Below are 17,541 nucleotides of genomic sequence, written 5' to 3'. Positions count from 1 at the left end.
CCGCGCTTTACATGTCTACGACGACTTCAAAACTCCGCTGCTTCGCAGGAGAAATCACCACAGTATGGTTGCGTATCTCCCCCGGCGAAATCGTTTTCCCATTCACGGTTGCTTTCGTAATCTTTTCAGCAGTACGGAACGCCACATGAAGCTCCGCCGGCAGTTCCCTCTTCCCCTCGAACTCAATCGTTGCCGCCAGCGTCTTTTCGCCGCGCGGCTTCAGCGTGTAATTCACGCGCCCCCACCGTGTCGGAGCGCCTTCAATTCCAATCGGCTTACCCTTGCGGATCCACTCCCGTGGCAGAGCGCGTCCAAAGTGCAGGCGGCTTTCATTCTGCTCCTCAAACACCAGCATCCAGCGAACCAGCAGAGGAATCGTCTGCTGCGCAGGAATGCAGAAGAGCGCACCGCCGCCGGTAATGCCGGAAACCTCACCCGCCGTCCAGCTTCCGCGCGAGTGGTCATGATAACGATGCGCATATGTGAAAAGGATGTACTCCTCGATGCGCCCCAGTCTTAAAAGCATCTGCGCGTAGCCATAGGAAATGAACCCGAGAATATCGCGCCCCTCCGCATTCGGCCGCCCGACATTGGCCACCACACCCAGCGTCGTCGCTCCATAAGCGCGCATGCAGTCAATCACCATGTTTGCCTGAGCGTCCGTCAGCACATCTGGCTGCAGCAGTTCCGCATAACAACGATGCGGCCATCCCTGCTCGCTCGGATGTTCCTTTTCAAGCGCCTCCCGGAACGTCAGCGTCGTCCCCGGCAGCGGCCCGATATACGGCGGCTTCATCTCATGCCGCGTATTGACATCGATGCTCTTCGTCAATGCAGCATGAAGCTGTTCCGCCCGGTGAGACCAGTCCCCGCTGCCGAATCCAAGCTCACGCCAGACCTCAACCAGATCGCGCCATCCGCGCACCGCAAAAGCGCTGTTCGAGAAATAAGGCTTCCACCACACTGCAGGATCAGGCGCAAGACAAGCATCCGACTCGCACCATCCATGAATCAGCCCATACCCACGATCCGACTCAGGCAATTTCAAAGCCTCATCCTGAAGCTCCGCCAGCATGACGGCGATAGCTTCAATCTTGCCGCGATGCTTCGCCAGCAGTGACCGGTCACCCGTGTAATGAAAGTAGCGGGCAATCAGCGAGAGCGTCAGGCCATACTGCCCCGTCTCCGGCCCGCGCATATTCACCATGCCCTTGGCGTCCGTGAAGTCCGTAAAGTAGTTATCGAATATCTCCCGCGCCGCATCGAAGCGCCCGCATTCCAGGTTCGCGTAAAGCGACATGGTAAAGATGTCCTGAAATCCGTCATACTCCGGCCCATAGTAGTCGCGGTCCACCGCGCCATACTTGGGATAAACACCGCCCGGACGCACCATCAGCTCTTTCACAAAGGCATACCGCGGCATGTCCATCCAGCTCGCATCCGGCAGAGTCATGCGGACCATGTTTTCCGTCTGCCGCTCCCAGTATTCAGCAAATTCCAGCAGCCCGCGATAAAACTCCTCGGCGGATGGTTCCTGCCGCCGCCGCGTATATGCGGGATAGCTGTATCCGTACTCGACCTTCACCACATGACCATCTTTTATCTGCGACGTGCGATGCCACGTCTGCACAATGAAACGGTCTTTGGCCAGCACATCGCCAAAAACAACCACCTCAAAGTAGGACCCGTCATCACTCGGCATCACCTTGCGCACCGCCGGCATCCATCCGCCTACCAGCCCTTCATAGCGCTGCTCCGTGCGCTTCTGCGTCAGCTCATGAAAATACTGCACCGGATGATAAGTGCGCGTGTTCCCGCTGGGATAAACCGGCATCGTATCGCTGCACTCCCGCGTGCCCACAATCGTGTTCCACCGCGGCCTGGCATTCGGTCTGTCGTTTCGCGCCGAATCCATCGGAGGCGCCGCGCGTCGCACTTCCTCCTCATCCGGATCGCCATGCGCCAGCAGCTTATCGGCCAGCAGGTCCGGCCCCGACAAGGCGATATCCTTAAGCGGCAACCCAAGATACTGCGGCCCGTCATCGGCAAAAGTCTTTTCCGCCGTCTTGCGCAGAACACGCGCCGTGGACTTCGACGAAACAAACGTAATCACGCCCTCACGCCTCGTCAGGTCTTCATAGACCGTCCACGTCTCGCCATTACGATCAAACCTCGCCAGCTGCGTATGCCCCGCAACATTCGCCTCGCTCGCAGGCACAGAACCGCCCGTCGCCGAAACGCCCTTATGCTGATCGCGCATCTGACCAATCGCAGAAAAATCTTTCAAGACAACAGCACTCGCGGCAGCAGTTTGCAGAAATCTCCGACGATCCACCGATTTTCCTTTCGTGATGTTGAATCCCGATACGGATAATCCTTGATATCACAAATAAATTCATAATTGTATACAATTTTTGAATCGAAAAATAACTGCCCCGACAGCACAAACCTGATGCCATTACCTCGTTTTTAGGCCCCGAAACGCTGGAGCCTAGGGAGCCACATCGGCTGTACGAGGCAGCACTACGGCCTTCCCCGCCTTATGCGCCCACAGAATCAGCAGCCCTCCGGCAATCACTGACCCGATGCTCGCCACCTGTGCATTGCTCATGCCCCAATAAATTCTGGGATTGATGCGGATAAACTCCACCAGGAAGCGCGCCACGCCGCTCAGCACAAGGTATTCGCCCGTAATCGCCCCCGCGGGCCGTGCCGCTTCCGGACGGCTGCGCCGCCACAAAAACCATGCGATCACCAACGCCACAATCAGCTCATAAATCGGCGTAGGATGCACGCGCACACCCGGAGCCGTAGGCACCAGCCCATTGGGAAAGCTCATCCCCCACGGTAGATTGGTAGGAATGCCATAATCCCCATCGCCCGAAGTCAGGCAGCCAAGCCGGCCCACGCCATAGCCGACCGCCGCTGCCGGAGAAGCCAGATCAAGCATCCCCAGCTTGCTCAACCCTGCACTGCGCCCCTGCCACAGCAGAACAAGAATTCCAGCAACCAGGCCGCCGAACCAGGCGAATCCGGCGCGGTCCAGCAGCAACCCCGCAGGGTCCTGCATCAGCAGTCGCGGTGTTTCCAGAACATGCCAGAGCTTCGCGCCAATCACGCCCGCAACAGTCGAGATGGCTACAATGCCGATCGCATCAGCGGCGACATTCCAGCGGCGAAAATTACGATAGAGCACCCAGCAGGCGCAGACTGCGGCCAGCCAGAGCATAATGCCGAAGGTGCCGATGGAAAACCGGCCAATGTGGATAAAGGGGTACACATAATTGAGTATAAAAGGGGCACACCTGATTGAATATAGACAGTAGTAGCTTTCGAGCTATCCTATGTCCATCATGAGCGCGCAAGCCACACTTCCTGCCTTGAAAGTTCTTTTCAGTCGTGAACAGATTTCCAGCCGCGTCGCCGAACTGGGCCGCCAGATTGACCGTGATTACGCCGGCCAGAACGTAGTGCTTCTCGGCGTGCTTAAAGGCGCAGCCATTTTTCTCGCCGATCTCGCCCGCAACACATCGGTCAACTGCACCTTTGATTTCGTTGCTGTCGCCAGTTACGGAAAGGGTCAGCAAACCACTGGCGCGGTCAGGCTCATCAAAGATATCGACCAGTCAATTGAAGGAAAAAACGTCATCGTAGTGGAAGACATTCTGGACACAGGCCTCACGCTCGACTTTCTCAAGAAGCTCTTCGAGCAGCATCAGCCGCGTTCCCTGCGTATCGCCACTCTGCTCGATAAGCCATCGCGCCGGCTGGTGAAAATTGATGCCGATTATGTCGGCTTCACCATCCCCAACCACTTCGTCGTAGGCTACGGCATGGATTATGCCGAGCGTTTTCGCAATCTGCCTGACATCTGTCTCATGCCTCCGGATTATCCGGAGTAAGTATTCCCGGAGTTGTACCTGATGACCACCAAAGCAGTATCCGCCATATCCATAGAAGAAGAATTCACGAACGGCACATTCGACGCCGCAGCCTTCACCGGGCAAACCCTTTCCAGCAGAAATAATCTCGCCGCCGTCTTCGACCACACCCTGCTCAAGCCGGAAGCGACACGCGAGCAGGTCATCAAACTTTGTGAAGAGGCAGCCGAACACCGCTTCGCCTGCGCCATGGTCAACCCCGCATGGGTCGGCACAGCCTGCGCGGCATTGAATGGAACCGGTGTTCCCGTCGGCACCGTCCTCGGCTTTCCGCTGGGCGCAACGCTCTCTATCACCAAGCGCGAAGAAGCCGTCGAGCTCATCAAGCTCGGCGCGCATGATCTCGACATGGTCCTCAACATCGGCATGCTCAAGTCTGGAATGAACGATCGTGTGCAGCAGGACATTCACGGCGTCGTCGAAGTAGCTCGCGACGCCGGAGCCATCGTCAAAGTTATTCTCGAAACCTCCCTGCTCAACGTGGAAGAAAAACTGCGCGCCTCTGAGCTCGCCATCGCCGCAGGCGCAGATTTCCTCAAGACCAGCACCGGCTTCTCCACCGGAGGCGCAACACCAGAAGACGTTGCCCTGCTCCGTGGCGTTGCCGGTAGCCGCTGCGGCGTCAAGGCATCAGGAGGCATCCGCACACTCGCCGACGCGCGCGCCATGCTCGAGGCCGGAGCCAGCCGCATCGGAGCCAGCGCGTCCGTCAACATCCTCCGCGAATTCGACCAGACGTAATCATTCGCATTTAAACTCGGGTGTCCAGAGCTTGCCCTGAGCGAAGTCGAATGGGTTCGCGTAGCTAAACCTGGGGTAGTTTTGCAAACAAAGCGGACCCTGAGGCAGGCGAGGACTTAGAGGGTGCTGAACAAGTTTTGGCTTTGAAGGGGCACGGCTTCAGCCGTGCCATAAAATGTTCAGAATTCAGCGCGGCTTTAGCCGCGGGATCGCTTCTCAAGTCAAACGAACTTTTCAGCGTCTTCCCGGCTGCAGAGGTAGGTGATCTCGCCAAAACGGTTTCGAGCTGCGTTCGTCTCATATAGCCGAACCATCTTAGCCAACCGGACCACGCAACCCTTCACCTCTGTGCCGCGATATCATGGGGCGTTCACCTTTGTGTGTCTAAAATCAACCAGGAACCCAGTGACCAAAGAACAGACCCGAGCCAGCAAAACCAATGAAACACCAGCAGCCGAGAATACAGGCACGGGTCTGGACAGCGCGGAGTACTCCGGAGATCCGGGGTTTCCGCCCCCGCCCACGAAAAACGCGCATGCCGGGGAGCCCGGCTTCGAAGGCGACTATCGGCCGGCCTCCGAACTGCAATCGCCAATTCAGGTTCGAGTCGAACCACTGCAGACAGAATTCCTCGTCCGCCTCGCTGACGCGCTCAACACCACGCTCGACCTCCAGACGCTGCTGCAGCGTACCGCCGATCTCGTCCGGGCTGCCATCGATTACCGTATCTTCGCCATCCTGCTGCTCAACGATCGCACTCATGACCTGCGCATGCGTTTCCAGCTCGGACACACACCGGAGGCTGAGCGTCTGCGCATACGCGTCGGCAAAGGCATCGTCGGACAGGCGGCGCAGCAGCGTCAGCCTGTGCTCGTCAACGACGTCTCGCAGGCCGAGAGCTACATCAATGTCAATCCCGATGTCCGCTCCGAGCTGGCCGTGCCGCTCATCGTCAAGAACCGGCTCATCGGCGTCATCGATATTCAGTCCGAGCAGCTGAACTATTTCCAGCCTGAACACCTGCACCTGCTCAAGCTCACCGCCTCGCGTATTGCGCAGGCCATTGAGAATGCGCGCCTCTACACGCGCGTCGCGCGCCAGGCGCAGACACTTCAGGTACTCAACGAAATCAGCCGCGAGCTTACGTCCATCCTCGACCTTGAATCGCTGCTCGAGCGCATCGGCACTCTTCTGCGCCGCATCATCGACTACCAGATGTTCTCCATCTGGATCGTCAACGAGCGCGACCAGGTGCTCGAAAACCGTTTTGCCGTGCGCTTCGGCGAACGCTTCTACCCGGATGAAAAACTGCCGCTCGATCGCGGACTCGTCGGCGCGGCCATCTCCGAGCGCCGCCTGATCTACGCGCCAGACGTGCGCAAAGATCCGCGCTATCACATGTTTAATAAAGAAACGCGTGCCGAGATGGCAATGCCGCTCATCTACAAGGGCACGGTCATCGGCATTCTTGACATCGAGCACACGCGCGCCCACTTCTTCAATGAAGATCACGAGCGCGCCGTCACCACGCTCGCCGCGCAGATCGCCATCTCTATCGAAAACGCGCGTCTCTACCAGCGCGTAGCGCAGCAGGAACAGCGCCTCGAGAGCGACCTGGCCATGGCGCGCGAAGTGCAGCTGCGTCTGCTGCCTTCCGCCAAGCCAAAGCACAAACACGCCGAATTCGCAGCGCGCTTTCTCCCCGCAAGAATGCTGGGCGGCGATCTCTACGACTTCATCACCTATGAAGGAAACCGCAGCGCCATCATGCTCGGCGATGTAAGCGGTAAAGCCGCGCCGGCTGCGCTCTACGCCGCTTTGGTCAGCGGCATCATGCGCTCCGAAGCGACACAGCACCTGTCGCCTTCCGAGATGCTGAAGACGCTAAATGACGCATTGCAGGAGCGCCATCTCGATTCGCAGTACGTCACCATGCTCTACTCTGTATGGGACGACGACAACCAGACCCTCCAGATATCGAATGCCGGCGCTGTGCAGCCGCTCTTCTGTCGCGAAGGCGACGTGGACACAGTAAAAGCAGAAGGCTTCCCTCTCGGACTCTTCCCCGACGTCCGCTACGAAGAATTCACCCTCTCGACCCAGCCCGGCGACTCGCTCATCTTCTACTCCGACGGAATCGTCGACGCGCAAAACGCCGCCGGCGACATGTTCGGCAGCGACCGCCTCATCGCCGTAGTCAAAAAGAACCAGCAGAAATCCGCCGCAAAAATCGCCGAAGCCATCTTCAACGAAGTAGGCAAATTCCAGAAAGGCGTAGAGCGCTTCGACGATGAAACAGTAGTAGTACTGAAAGTCCTTGCATAACTCAGGACTCGGATCACAGGACATAGCGCCCAAAGCGCATCGCTAACACAAATCGCACCACCACAAAGATGTCATCCTGAGCGAAGCAACGCGGACCGGGGGTTCCCGGACTGCGTGGTGTTCGCAGGCTGGGGTGGGGGAGTCGAAGGACCCCCACGAGCAACGCTCGTGGGAGGCTGACCGAAGGTCAGCGGGGAATGCATATCGAGGCGATGCAACCCATTGGCAGTCACAAAATCGCTTCCTGCCGGGTGCCCCAGGTTCGCGTAGCTAACCTGGGGTAGTTTGTCTCGAAAGCCACAACATGGAGCATCCACACTTTGCGCTGATGTCGCATAAGTGTGGGAGCCACATCTCTAATTCGTGCCCTGAACGCTGCGCCCTGCCCCTTGTAAAATAAAAAATAATGCTAGCCACCAAAACAGAACGCATCATCACGCCCGCGCGCAACATCCTCGGCAGCCTTCGCCTCCCCGGAGACAAAAGCATCTCCCATCGTTACGCGCTGCTGAGCGCGCTCGCTTCCGGAACAACGAAGATCACCAACTTCTCCACCGGAGCCGACTGCGCCAGCAGCCTCGCCTGCTCCGCCGCGCTCGGAGCAAAGGTGTCGCGCCTCGAAGACGGCGTCATCGAAGTCACAGGAACAGGCGGCAGCCTGCAAGAGTCCGGCTCTCCACTCGACTGCGGCAACTCCGGCTCGACCATGCGCATGTTGACAGGCCTGCTCGCCGCAACCCCGCACACCTACACACTCATCGGCGATGAATCCCTGAGCCGCCGCCCCATGGAGCGCGTGCGCAAACCCATCTCGCAAATGGGCGCTGAAATCACGCTGACCGAAGGCCACGCTCCGCTCACCATCCGCGGCGGCAGGCTCAAGGGCATCGACTACACCACGCCCGTGCCCAGCGCGCAGGTAAAGACCGCGCTCATTTTCGCCGGACTGCAGGCCGAAGGCACCACCACGGTGCGCGAAGCCGTCCGCACGCGCGATCACGGCGAGCTGGCATTGCGTGCCTTTGGTGCGAACGTCGAGCGTACAACCGATTCCGTCAGCATCACCGGCAGCCAGCCGCTCACAGCCATCGAAGCTGCCGTCCCCGGAGACATCTCATCGGCAGCCTTCTTTCTCTGCGCCGCTGCGCTCTTCCCCGGCTCAAACCTCGTTTTCGACGCGCTCGGACTCAACCCCACACGCGCCACGTTGCTCGACGTGCTCACCGCACTAGGCGCGCACATCGGTGTACTCAACCTCGAAGAAAAGAACGGCGAGCTCGTAGGAACCGTGCAGGTCAATGCGCCTGCGAACGGCCTCACTGGAACCACCATCTCCGGAAGCCTGGCCGCACAGCTCATCGACGAGCTGCCTGTACTCGCCGCCATCGCGCCTTACACGCAGAACGGCATTCGCATCCGCGATGCGAAAGAACTGCGTGTCAAGGAATCAGACCGCATCGCGCTGGTCGCCAATAACCTGCGCGCCATGGGCGCCGAAGTAGAAGAGTTCGAAGACGGCCTCGATGTCCCCGGCGGCCAACAGATCCACGGAGCGGAGATTAACTCCGGCGGCGACCACCGCATCGCCATGGCCTTCTCAGTAACAGCATTGCGCGCCACCGGCGAAACCGTCATCCACGGAGCCGAATCCGCAGCCATTTCCTTCCCAGAGTTCTACGAATTGCTTGACCGTGTCGCAGAGCGGTAGCTAAGGCTTTCCATCCGTTTTGCTATCGCGAAGGCAGACCATACGAATAATGAATAGCAATCAATAAAAAGAGCAGGAGTTTTTACTCCTGCTCTTTTTATTGGTACGTCCGTCTGGCGAAGACCGCCCTGCGCGCAGCGGCCTCCGGAGGCATAGTTATTGTGGCTGTTGCGGCTGAGTTGGCTGCTGTGGCAAAGGCTGAGGCTGTGGAAGATTCTGCGGCTGTGGCACAGGCTGCTGCTGTTGCTGCTGCAGGTTCTGTTGCTGGCCAGGAACCACGACGTCCGGCAGCTGCTTCGCCGGCTCGAGCCCGGGAACAACAGGCTTCTGCGTGACCGTGCCCGTTGCTGCCTCGGCAATGTTAATGCCATAGCGATCGAGAGTATTGGCAAGCGTCTGCGCAAGACCGGAACGGTCCGTGGCATACTTCGCCGTCGCCGAAATCACATTGTTCTCCGCCGTGGCGAGGTTGCGCTCCTGCTGCAGCACATTCGCCGTAGTCGAAGCGCCAAGACGGTATTTCTTCTGCTCGGAGTCAAGACTCTGGAAGGCAAACTCGCGCGCAGCCTGTGCAGCCTGTACCGCAGCACGGTCATTGGTGAGCGCATATTGCTGGTTGGTGACGTTCATGCGCGTCTGCACATAGAGCTGCTGCAGCCGCATCTGCGCCTGGCGGTATTCCAGCATCGATCGCGCCTGCTCCGCCTGCGCGGTGCGGTTGCGGATAGGAACCGTGAGGTTGAATCCGACACCCTTGTTCGGCCCTGAGCTGTTGAAGAGGTTGCTGAAAACCGTCCCATAACCGGCTGTGGGCAGGCTTGTGCAGAAATCCGAACCAGTGCTCGCGCCAAAGATTGCCGAGTTGCAGTACGGGCTGATCGCACCGCCTACCGCCTGTGCGCCATAGAAGCCGAAGACATCCAGCGTAGGCAGCAGCCCGTTCTTCACGCCCTTCAGCGTGATCTCGTCATTCTTGATAGCGAGAACGGCCTGCTCGATCGATGGACTGTTGGCATCCGCCTGGCGTACCAGGTCCTCGACCGACATCCTCTCTTCCGGAGTCTCCAGCAGGCTCACGCGGTCCGTCGGAATAACAGGAGCATTTGCCAGTCTTGGATCGTCCAGGTTGCGCGAAATCGCCTGCTTCATCACCAGCTGCTGATACTCCAGCGTGCTCTGCGATGAAATAAGCGCCTGCTTGTCGCTTGCGACCTGGCTGTCCGCGTTGACTACATCCAGAGGAGCCAGCGTGCCGATCTCCAGCTGTTTCCGGTTATCGGAAGCCAGCTGCGTCGACTGCGCCAGCGCGCGCTGCTTGGCTTGCACGTCTTCATATGCGCTCACCAGTCCCCAGTAGATGTTCTCTACCTGATTAATGGTGTAAAGCAGCTGGGCGCGGAAGGCCGAATCGGAAATGCGGCGGTTGTTCTTCGCCTGCACAATAAAGCGGCCATTGATGCCCCATCCAAAGCCCTGCAGCAGGTGCTGCGTAAGCTGCATGTTAAAGGTGCTCTGCAGAGCCGGGCTGTAGACGTTATAGATGCTGTTTGAAGTCGTATAGCTGTTGTTGAATGACACCTGCAGCGCGGTGCCCGTAATGAATCCCTGGTTGTAGGAAAAGTTGTACTGGTTCAGGTTCGTGTTCAGGTGCGTCGTGCCTACAAACAGCGGGCTGAGCTCGGGCGTCACCTGCCGCTGGAGCTCAATCAGCCCCGTCAGCGACGGGTCCATGTTTTCCGGGGCCGGACCGCCGCCGTTTGTCGAGAGCGACAAACCGCCTTGGCCTGTGCCCGCGCCACCCGAAGCAACACTCGTGCCACCCGGGCCGCCGCCCACCGAGCTTACATTGGATGTGGCGCCGCCGACTGTGCCCGTGACTGTACCGCTGTTCACGCCGAGAAGCGTCGATCCGGCGCGCGCGCGCAGCAGATCGGTGTCGGCAATATCCAGGTTCATCCGCTGGATGGCAATGTCAAAGTTATTCTCAAGCGCCAGCAGAACCGCATCGCTGAGGCTGAGATAGATCTTCCCGTCCTTCACCAGGTTGTCGAGGCTGGGCGAGTTAAGAAAGTTCGGCGCAGCAACCGTAGTTGTCCGGTAGGGCTCCAGCGGATTGGGCCAGTAATTGCGCGCCTTCGAAAAATCGCGGTTCGTCGCGCGCATAAACAACGGCTGCGTGTAATTCGGCGCTGGCTCCGGCGGAAGCCCCTGCAGGGCCGGATCGGTGGTGTTGGCCTGATTCTGTGGAGCAGCCTGCTGGCCCATGGCCCACGACGGCATAGCCCCCGCCAGCACGCAGCCAATAGCGGCTGCGGCCCGTAATTTTAGAAATAAAGCGTGTTGCGGCCTTAATGATTCGCGGCGCCCGTTAGAAAATTCCATTCGCCTCTCCATCGAAAAAAATGCAGCTGTTCCCAGGCCACGTCCTGTTTTGAACGCGCCAATCTGCCCCTGTGCACGCCCCCGCTGCGTCTGGACGCACCTCGTGAATTGCCGTAATGCTTACGGTTACTTCGTCATATACGCGACCGGCTTCCCCTTCGTTCCCCGGGATGCTGCAGTTCGCGTGGCGAACCCCTGCAGGAAAGCTGAGTATATCGCAGCGATTGGATGTTTTATCCTCGCCATTGGACGCGCTAAATGATTGAGAAAAATCAAGAAAATGATTAAGAAGAATCAAGAAACCGTGAGCCGGCCCATTTCCGGATGGAAACTGGTCCTCGCCTATGATGGTACCGACTTTCATGGATGGCAGGTACAGCCCGAACGGGCCACCATCCAGGGAACCCTCGCCGATGCCATCGAACGCGTTACAGGGGAAAGGGTTCTGCCCCAGGGCAGCGGCCGCACCGATGCCGGCGTGCATGCCCTCGGCCAGGTAGCAAGCTTCGTATTAGCCGCTCCGATACCCCCGGCCAATTTCCACAGGGCACTGAACCGCACCCTGCCTGCCCCCATCCGGGTGCTGAGCGCAGAGCCCGTTTCCCCGGATTTCCATGCCCGCCACGACGCCACAGGCAAGACCTATGAATATCGCATCTTTCGCGGCGAAATCTGCCCACCCTGGCTCGCGCGCTACGTCTACGCCCTCAACTGGCCGCTGAATATAGATGCCATGCGCAAAGCCGCCGAGCTGGTCGTCGGCGAGCATGATTTCGCCTCCTTCGCCGCCAGCGACTCCGACCTTGCCCAACGCCTCTCCGACGGCGAGCCCCGCAGCACCATCCGCAGAATTTTCTCTTCAGAATGGAAAGAACACGAAAACGACCTGCTGACCTACCGCGTGCACGGAACAGGCTTCCTCCACCACATGGTGCGCAACCTGGTCGGCACTTTCCTCGACGCAGGACGCGGCCATTTCGCCCCCGGCGAAGTCAAAACCATCCTCGAAGCCCGCTCCAGAACAGCCGCCGGAGCCACCGCCCCCGCTCGCGGCCTCTTCCTGGTTTCAGTAGATTATTTAGGTTAGGGTATTCATACCTCGAATATTGTCATCCTGAGCGGAGCAACGCGGACCGGGGTCCCCGGACTGCGTGGGGTTCGCAGGCTGGGGTGGGGGAGTCGAAGGACCCCCACGAGCAGTAAGAGCCTTCCCTGAACGGACCCGAAGGCTCGTGGGAGGTTGGCCAGTGGCCAACGGGATGTGGACCCAGGTGATACTCTCGCCGGGTGCCCCAGGTTCGCGAAGCTAATCTGGGTTTGTTTGTCGGTTTCTTCCACATCCAACACCAACAGGTGCCCCATCCTGTCGCGCTGGGTTTGCGCGATAGGATGGAAAAGCAAGCAACCATCCAAGCCACAACAATCAAAGCCCTGAGCCCTGTACGCTGAGCGCTGCACCCTGTACGCTGAGTCTAGTGTCCGCCACGCTCCCAGCAACGGCCTTCGCTCGCATCGCCCAGCTCGCATCGCAGCGGAGCGTTCACGAGGCCTTCGGCTGGCTGCATCTTTACGAACAGAAAATCATGCGCTGGCAGCAGGAGCTGGTCGAGGTCCCCGCTCCTCCCTTCGGAGAAGGTCCGCGCGCCGAATGGCTCTGCGCGCGCTTCCGCGAGCTGGAGCTCGAAGATGTTGCCATCGACAGCATGGGCAACGCCATCGGCATTTACCCGGGCGAAACCCGAAGCGCTCCCTGTGTTATCCTCTCCGCGCACATCGATACCGTCTTTCCCGCCGAAACTCCCATCCACCCGCAGCTTGACGGCACGAAGCTCTCCGCGCCCGGAGCATGCGACAACGGCGCTGGCGTCGTTGCCCTTCTCGCCATTGCCTCGGCGCTGCGCCACGCGCAGATCAGGCCCGCAGGCGACCTTATATTCATCGGCAACGTAGGCGAAGAGGGCGAAGGCGATCTCCGCGGCATGCGCCACATCTATGAACATGCGCCATGGCGCGACCGCATCGCAGCGCATGTCGTGCTCGACGGAGCTGGCCACGAAGTCGCCGTAACCCACGCTCTCGGAAGCAAAAGATACCTGGTCACCATCCACGGTCCCGGAGGCCATTCGTGGACCGACGCCAGCCGCCTCAATCCCATCGTTACCCTGAGCCGTGCCATTGCACGCCTCGGTGACTTGCAGTTCAGTGGCACGCCGCGCACCACGCTCAATGTCGGCACCATTGAAGGCGGAACCGCCATCAACGCTATCCCCGAACGTGCCAGCGCCCGCTTCGATGCTCGCTCGACCGATTCCGAACAGCTCATCCGCCTCGAAGTCGAAATCCATCGCGCCGTCGAAGACGCAGTGCTCGAAGCCAACCATGGCGTAAAGAAAGAATTAGCGCTCAAGTTCACCATCGACAAGATCGGCGACCGCCCCGCCGGAGCGCTGCCCGAAGCATCATCGCTCCTGGAAAATCTGCGCGCCGTCGACAGGCACTTCAATATCCGCACAGAGCCGCGTGTCGCTTCGACCGACGCGAACATCCCTCTCTCGCTCGGCATCCCCGCCGTCTCTCTCGGAGCAGGCGGCGACGGCGGCGGCATCCACACCCGCTCCGAGTGGTACGACGCGCGCAACCGCGAGCTGGGCCTGCGCCGCATCCTGCTTCTCCTCCTGGCCTCCTGAAAAGTCGTTACAATCGAGGACCGGTATACCGTTGCGCGATCATCGCGGTATAAAGGCGCAATACCTCAACTGAGGAGACGCGATGAAAGTGCTACTCTACTGGACAATTACAGCTATCCTCGCAGCGGAATTGTTCGTCGGTGGCATCGCGGATCTGATGCGGGCGAATTGGGCCACGGAAGCGATGCGCCATCTCGGCTATCCGCCATACATGATGTCCATTCTTGGTTTCTGGAAAATTTGTGCGACAGTTGCGCTGTTAGTGCCCCGATGGCCTCGCATCAAGGAATGGGCCTACGCTGGGGTCTTTTTCGAGCTCACCGGAGCAGCAGCATCTTACCTGCTTCACGGTGATTCTCTGCTGAACGTAATCGCTCCTGCTGCCTTTTCCCTTCTAACAGTTTTTTCATGGCTCCTCTGGCAAGCACAAAACCACAATAAGCCGTCATCCTGAGCGAAGCGCAAAGCGCGGAGTCGAAGGACCCCCACGAGCAGAAAGAGCTTGCCCTGAGTAGATCAAAGGGCTCGTGGGAGGTCGGCCAGAGGCCGACGGGATGCCGATCAAACCAACGCAACCAACAGAAGCCACAAAGCCAGGCAATTGTCATTCCGACCGGAGCCAAAGGCGAAGCGGAGGGACCTGCAGTTCGTCTCGATAGCCACAACAATGGGTGCCCCATCCTTTTGTCGTGTTGTTCAACAAAAGGGTGGGAAAGCAAACACCCACCCAACCACAACAATCTATCCCCTATACCCTGCACTCTCCCACCTTGCTCTTGATAGACTCCAAAACGTGAAAGCCATTCTCCTGCTCGCTGCCTTCGCTTCCTTTGCCGGAGCCCAGACCGTGACGCCAGCCGACGCCATCTACTACCACGGCAACATCTTTACTGGAACAGACACGCAGCGCGTCTCCGCCATCGCAGTGCAGCACGGAACCATCGTCGCCACCGGCAGCGACTCTGACATTCAGAAATGGAAAGGCCCCTCAACCCAGATGGTTGACCTCGGCGGCGCCTTCGCCATGCCCGGATTCAACGATGCGCACCTGCATCTGGGAAACGCAGGACAGATCAAGCTCTCCGTCGACGTTACCGGAACAAAATCGCTCTCCGAGATGCAGCAGCGCGTAAGTGCCGCTGCCAAGGCCGCTGCACCCGGAGCATGGCTCACTGGAGGAGGCTGGGACCACACTCTCTGGCCATCAAAGACCCTCCCCACAAAATCCGACCTCGACGCTGTAACCGCAGGCCATCCAACGTTTCTCATCCGCGTCGATGGACACATCGCCATCGCCAACTCCGCCGCGCTCACCGCAGCCGGCATTTCAAAGAGCACACCCGATCCGCAAGGCGGCAAAATCGACCGCGACAAAAACGGCGACCCCACAGGCATCATTCGCGAAACAGCCCGGGCACTGATCGAAAAGAAAATCCCTCCGCCGCTTCCAGCGCTGCGCCGCCGCGGCATCGAGCTCGCACTTGCCGATGCCGTAGAGCACGGTCTCACCTCTGTACAGGACAACTCCGACCCGGAAGACTTCCAGGTCTACGAGCAACTGGAAAAGGAGGGCAAGCTCCCCATCCGCATCAGCGAGTGGCTTCCCTTCAACGCCTCCGTCGATCAGCTCAAGCAGTACCGCGCCTCTCATCCACAGGACGACCCGATGCTCCACACCACCATGCTCAAAGGCTTCATGGACGGCTCACTCGGCTCCCGCACCGCAGCACTCAAAGCTCCGTACACTGACGACCCGGGCAACTCCGGAATCCCGCGCTACGACCAGCAGAAGCTCAACCAGATGGCCGTCGAGCGCGCGCAGGCTGGTTTCCAGCTTGGCTTTCACGCCATCGGCGACCGCGCCGTAAGCATGGCCCTCGATGCCTTCGCCGCCGCACAGAACGCAGGTCCCCTTAAAGCCAACATGCAGACCCTCCACGTCCCCGGACACAGAATTCTCCACGCAACTCTCACCGGCCCCCGCAACCGCATCGAGCACTCGCAGGTCGTCGACCCCGCAGATTTCGCCCGCTACAAACAGCTCGGAGTCATCGCGTCCATGCAGCCCAATCATCTTCTGACAGACATGAACTGGGCCGAGCAGCGCCTCGGCCCAGAGCGCGCAAAGACTGCCTACGCCTGGAAATCCTTTCTCGATGCCGGCGTGCCGCTCGCCTTCGGCACCGATTACCCGGTCGAGCCGGTCACGCCCTTCCGCGGACTCTACGCCGCCGTCACCCGCATGAACGAAGCCGGAACCATGACCTGGCACCCCGAAGAAAAACTCACCATCCAGCAGGCCATCTACGCCTACACGCAAGGCTCAGCCTACGCAGAATTCGCCGAACAGGAAAAAGGCAAGCTCTCCAGCGGCTACTACGCCGACTTCGTAGTCCTCGACAGTGACCTGACCACAATCCCCCCCGCCGAAATCCTCAAAACCAAAGTCCTCCGAACAGTAGTAAGCGGCAAAACAGTGTATGTAGCCGGTATAAAAGCCCGCTAAAATACCGTCAGGAGGAGCGATGGCCACAACGACGCACTTGGCGCTCGAAACCTATCTCAAGACCTCCTACCACCCCGACCGCGACTACGTGGACGGCGAGGTCGAGGAGCGCAACTTGGGCGAATTTGATCACGCTGAATTACAAACGGCCTTAGCAGCCTGGTTTCATGCGCATCGCAAGGAATGGAATATCTATGCACTGACCGAGCAGCGTGTCCGCGTCTCCGCAAGTCGGGTGCGCATTCCCGATGTGTGCCTTGTCTCCCGCGACCTGCCCATCGAACAGGTCATCACCAGATCTCCTGTCGCCATCATCGAAATCCTGTCACCGGAAGACCGGGTGCGCCGCTACAACGACCGCCTCGAAGACTACCGCAGCATGGGTATCAAGCACATCTGGGTGCTAGATCCCGCCACGCAATCAGGCTTCGACTGGATCGCCGGGTGGCACGAGGTCCAGCGCTTCGAAGCCGCAGGAACCCCGATCTATCTCGACGTCCGCGAAATCTTCGAAAGTTTGACAAAATAAAACCGCCACACCTCGCCCTGAGCCCTTCGGAAATTGTGATGCTAAAATAGATCACATGAAACGCGCCTCCGTCCGCGACCTCCGCTACAGCTTCCCAAAGATCGAGCGCCTTCTGCGGCAGGGCGAGGAGATCGAGATCACCAAGCGCCGCCGCGTCATCGCTCGCCTGCTCCCGGAAAAACAGGAGCCCGTCAAGATGCCTGACTTCATGAAGCGCTTGCGTGAAATCTATGGCGACAAGGCACTCGAGGTCACCGGGGCTGAAATCATCGCCCGGGACAGGGACCGCTATTGAGAACCTACCTCGATACCAGTTTCCTGGTATCGCTCTACAGCCCTGACGCAAATTCCCAACTCGCCGCGCACATGCTGCGCGCCCAAACCGTTGCCCTTCTTGTTTCCACATTGGGCGAATTGGAGTTGCTCAATGCCCTTGAATTACGTGTCTTTCGCAAGGAAATCTCTCCAGCCAGCGCGCTCTCTTCGCGCAATGACTTTGAAAGCGACATCCTGAACGGGGTCCTGCTTCTCACTCCTCTCCCCGAGCAATCCTTTGAACGCGCAAGATTTCTCTCTTTGCAGTCCACCGCAAAACTCGGCATCAGAACAGCCGATCTCCTGCATGTAGCCATTGCCCTTGAACTCAAAGCCGACAACTTCTACACCTTCGATCGCCAGCAGAAAAAGCTCGCGCAATCAGTTCGCCTGAAAACCAACTGAGC

The 17,541-nt window shown here is 59.1% G+C and carries 14 protein-coding genes; 11 read left to right on the top strand and 3 right to left on the bottom strand.

Annotated features, from left to right (window positions below):
• Window positions 1-7 precede the first annotated feature (7 nt).
• Together AC5S16_RS01160 and AC5S16_RS01155 are read right to left on the bottom strand one after the other, a co-directional pair.
• Entirely contained in the window at window positions 8-2,335 is a 2,328-nt protein-coding gene (locus tag AC5S16_RS01160; RefSeq protein WP_493928165.1) for a Tat pathway signal protein, read from the bottom strand.
• Window positions 2,336-2,491: 156 nt separating this feature from the next.
• Window positions 2,492-3,280: a prolipoprotein diacylglyceryl transferase gene (locus AC5S16_RS01155; protein WP_493928164.1), complete on the bottom strand. Its 789-nt coding sequence runs from the start codon at window positions 3,278-3,280 to the stop codon at window positions 2,492-2,494.
• A 73-nt stretch (window positions 3,281-3,353) separates the two neighbouring features.
• On the opposite strand from AC5S16_RS01155, the gene hpt reads away from it, so the two are divergent.
• From hpt to aroA, 4 genes are all read left to right on the top strand, one after another.
• Window positions 3,354-3,902, top strand: coding sequence for a hypoxanthine phosphoribosyltransferase (gene hpt / locus AC5S16_RS01150; RefSeq protein ID WP_493928637.1), 549 nt, complete (start codon window positions 3,354-3,356; stop codon window positions 3,900-3,902).
• 21 nt (window positions 3,903-3,923) lie between these two features.
• Entirely contained in the window at window positions 3,924-4,682 is a 759-nt protein-coding gene (gene deoC, locus AC5S16_RS01145; RefSeq protein ID WP_493928163.1) for a deoxyribose-phosphate aldolase, read from the top strand.
• A 405-nt stretch (window positions 4,683-5,087) separates the two neighbouring features.
• The gene (locus AC5S16_RS01140; protein ID WP_493928162.1) at window positions 5,088-7,007 is read left to right on the top strand and encodes a SpoIIE family protein phosphatase; all 1,920 of its coding nucleotides are present in this window, start codon (window positions 5,088-5,090) and stop codon (window positions 7,005-7,007) included.
• A 406-nt stretch (window positions 7,008-7,413) separates the two neighbouring features.
• Window positions 7,414-8,715, top strand: a complete 1,302-nt coding sequence (gene aroA / locus AC5S16_RS01135) for a 3-phosphoshikimate 1-carboxyvinyltransferase (RefSeq protein WP_493928161.1) — start codon at window positions 7,414-7,416, stop codon at window positions 8,713-8,715.
• Between the two features lie 156 nt (window positions 8,716-8,871).
• On the opposite strand, the gene AC5S16_RS01130 is transcribed toward aroA, so the two are convergent.
• Window positions 8,872-11,097 carry a TolC family protein gene (locus tag AC5S16_RS01130; RefSeq protein WP_493928160.1) on the bottom strand — a complete coding sequence of 742 codons (2,226 nt, stop codon included), beginning with the start codon at window positions 11,095-11,097 and terminating at the stop codon, window positions 8,872-8,874.
• A 304-nt stretch (window positions 11,098-11,401) separates the two neighbouring features.
• Between AC5S16_RS01130 and truA the strand changes: the two genes are divergently transcribed.
• The 7 genes from truA (at window position 11,402) to AC5S16_RS01095 (ending at window position 17,539) form a co-directional block, all read left to right on the top strand.
• Window positions 11,402-12,184, top strand: coding sequence for a tRNA pseudouridine(38-40) synthase TruA (gene truA / locus AC5S16_RS01125; RefSeq protein ID WP_493928159.1), 783 nt, complete (start codon window positions 11,402-11,404; stop codon window positions 12,182-12,184).
• Window positions 12,185-12,572: 388 nt separating this feature from the next.
• Window positions 12,573-13,784, top strand: a complete 1,212-nt coding sequence (locus AC5S16_RS01120) for a M20/M25/M40 family metallo-hydrolase (protein WP_493928158.1) — start codon at window positions 12,573-12,575, stop codon at window positions 13,782-13,784.
• An 82-nt stretch (window positions 13,785-13,866) separates the two neighbouring features.
• Window positions 13,867-14,238 carry a DoxX family protein gene (locus AC5S16_RS01115; protein ID WP_493928157.1) on the top strand — a complete coding sequence of 124 codons (372 nt, stop codon included), beginning with the start codon at window positions 13,867-13,869 and terminating at the stop codon, window positions 14,236-14,238.
• Between the two features lie 339 nt (window positions 14,239-14,577).
• Complete coding sequence (locus AC5S16_RS01110; protein ID WP_493928156.1) at window positions 14,578-16,290, top strand: amidohydrolase; 1,713 nt, start codon at window positions 14,578-14,580, stop codon at window positions 16,288-16,290.
• Between the two features lie 19 nt (window positions 16,291-16,309).
• On the top strand, window positions 16,310-16,819 hold the full coding sequence (locus tag AC5S16_RS01105) for a Uma2 family endonuclease (RefSeq protein WP_493928155.1): 510 nt from the start codon (window positions 16,310-16,312) through the stop codon (window positions 16,817-16,819).
• Window positions 16,820-16,874: 55 nt separating this feature from the next.
• Window positions 16,875-17,114 carry a type II toxin-antitoxin system Phd/YefM family antitoxin gene (locus AC5S16_RS01100; RefSeq protein WP_493928154.1) on the top strand — a complete coding sequence of 80 codons (240 nt, stop codon included), beginning with the start codon at window positions 16,875-16,877 and terminating at the stop codon, window positions 17,112-17,114.
• Window positions 17,111-17,539, top strand: coding sequence for a type II toxin-antitoxin system VapC family toxin (locus AC5S16_RS01095; RefSeq protein ID WP_493928153.1), 429 nt, complete (start codon window positions 17,111-17,113; stop codon window positions 17,537-17,539). The genes AC5S16_RS01100 and AC5S16_RS01095 overlap by 4 nt, the downstream gene beginning before the upstream one ends.
• Window positions 17,540-17,541 lie beyond the last annotated feature (2 nt).

The sequence above is a fragment of the Acidobacterium sp. FHG110202_01 genome (assembly GCF_059115305.1).
The sequence above is the reverse complement of the archived record's forward strand: the minus strand, read 5'-3'. Positions and strand labels throughout refer to the sequence as shown.

Coding starts and splice junctions, on each gene's coding strand:
- hpt (WP_493928637.1), top strand. CDS start 3,354: ATGAGCGCGCAAGCCACACTTCCTGCCTTGAAAGTTCTTTTCAGTCGT.
- deoC (WP_493928163.1), top strand. CDS start 3,924: ATGACCACCAAAGCAGTATCCGCCATATCCATAGAAGAAGAATTCACG.
- aroA (WP_493928161.1), top strand. CDS start 7,414: ATGCTAGCCACCAAAACAGAACGCATCATCACGCCCGCGCGCAACATC.
- AC5S16_RS01130 (WP_493928160.1), bottom strand. CDS start 11,097: ATGGAATTTTCTAACGGGCGCCGCGAATCATTAAGGCCGCAACACGCT.
- AC5S16_RS01115 (WP_493928157.1), top strand. CDS start 13,867: ATGAAAGTGCTACTCTACTGGACAATTACAGCTATCCTCGCAGCGGAA.
- AC5S16_RS01105 (WP_493928155.1), top strand. CDS start 16,310: ATGGCCACAACGACGCACTTGGCGCTCGAAACCTATCTCAAGACCTCC.
- AC5S16_RS01100 (WP_493928154.1), top strand. CDS start 16,875: ATGAAACGCGCCTCCGTCCGCGACCTCCGCTACAGCTTCCCAAAGATC.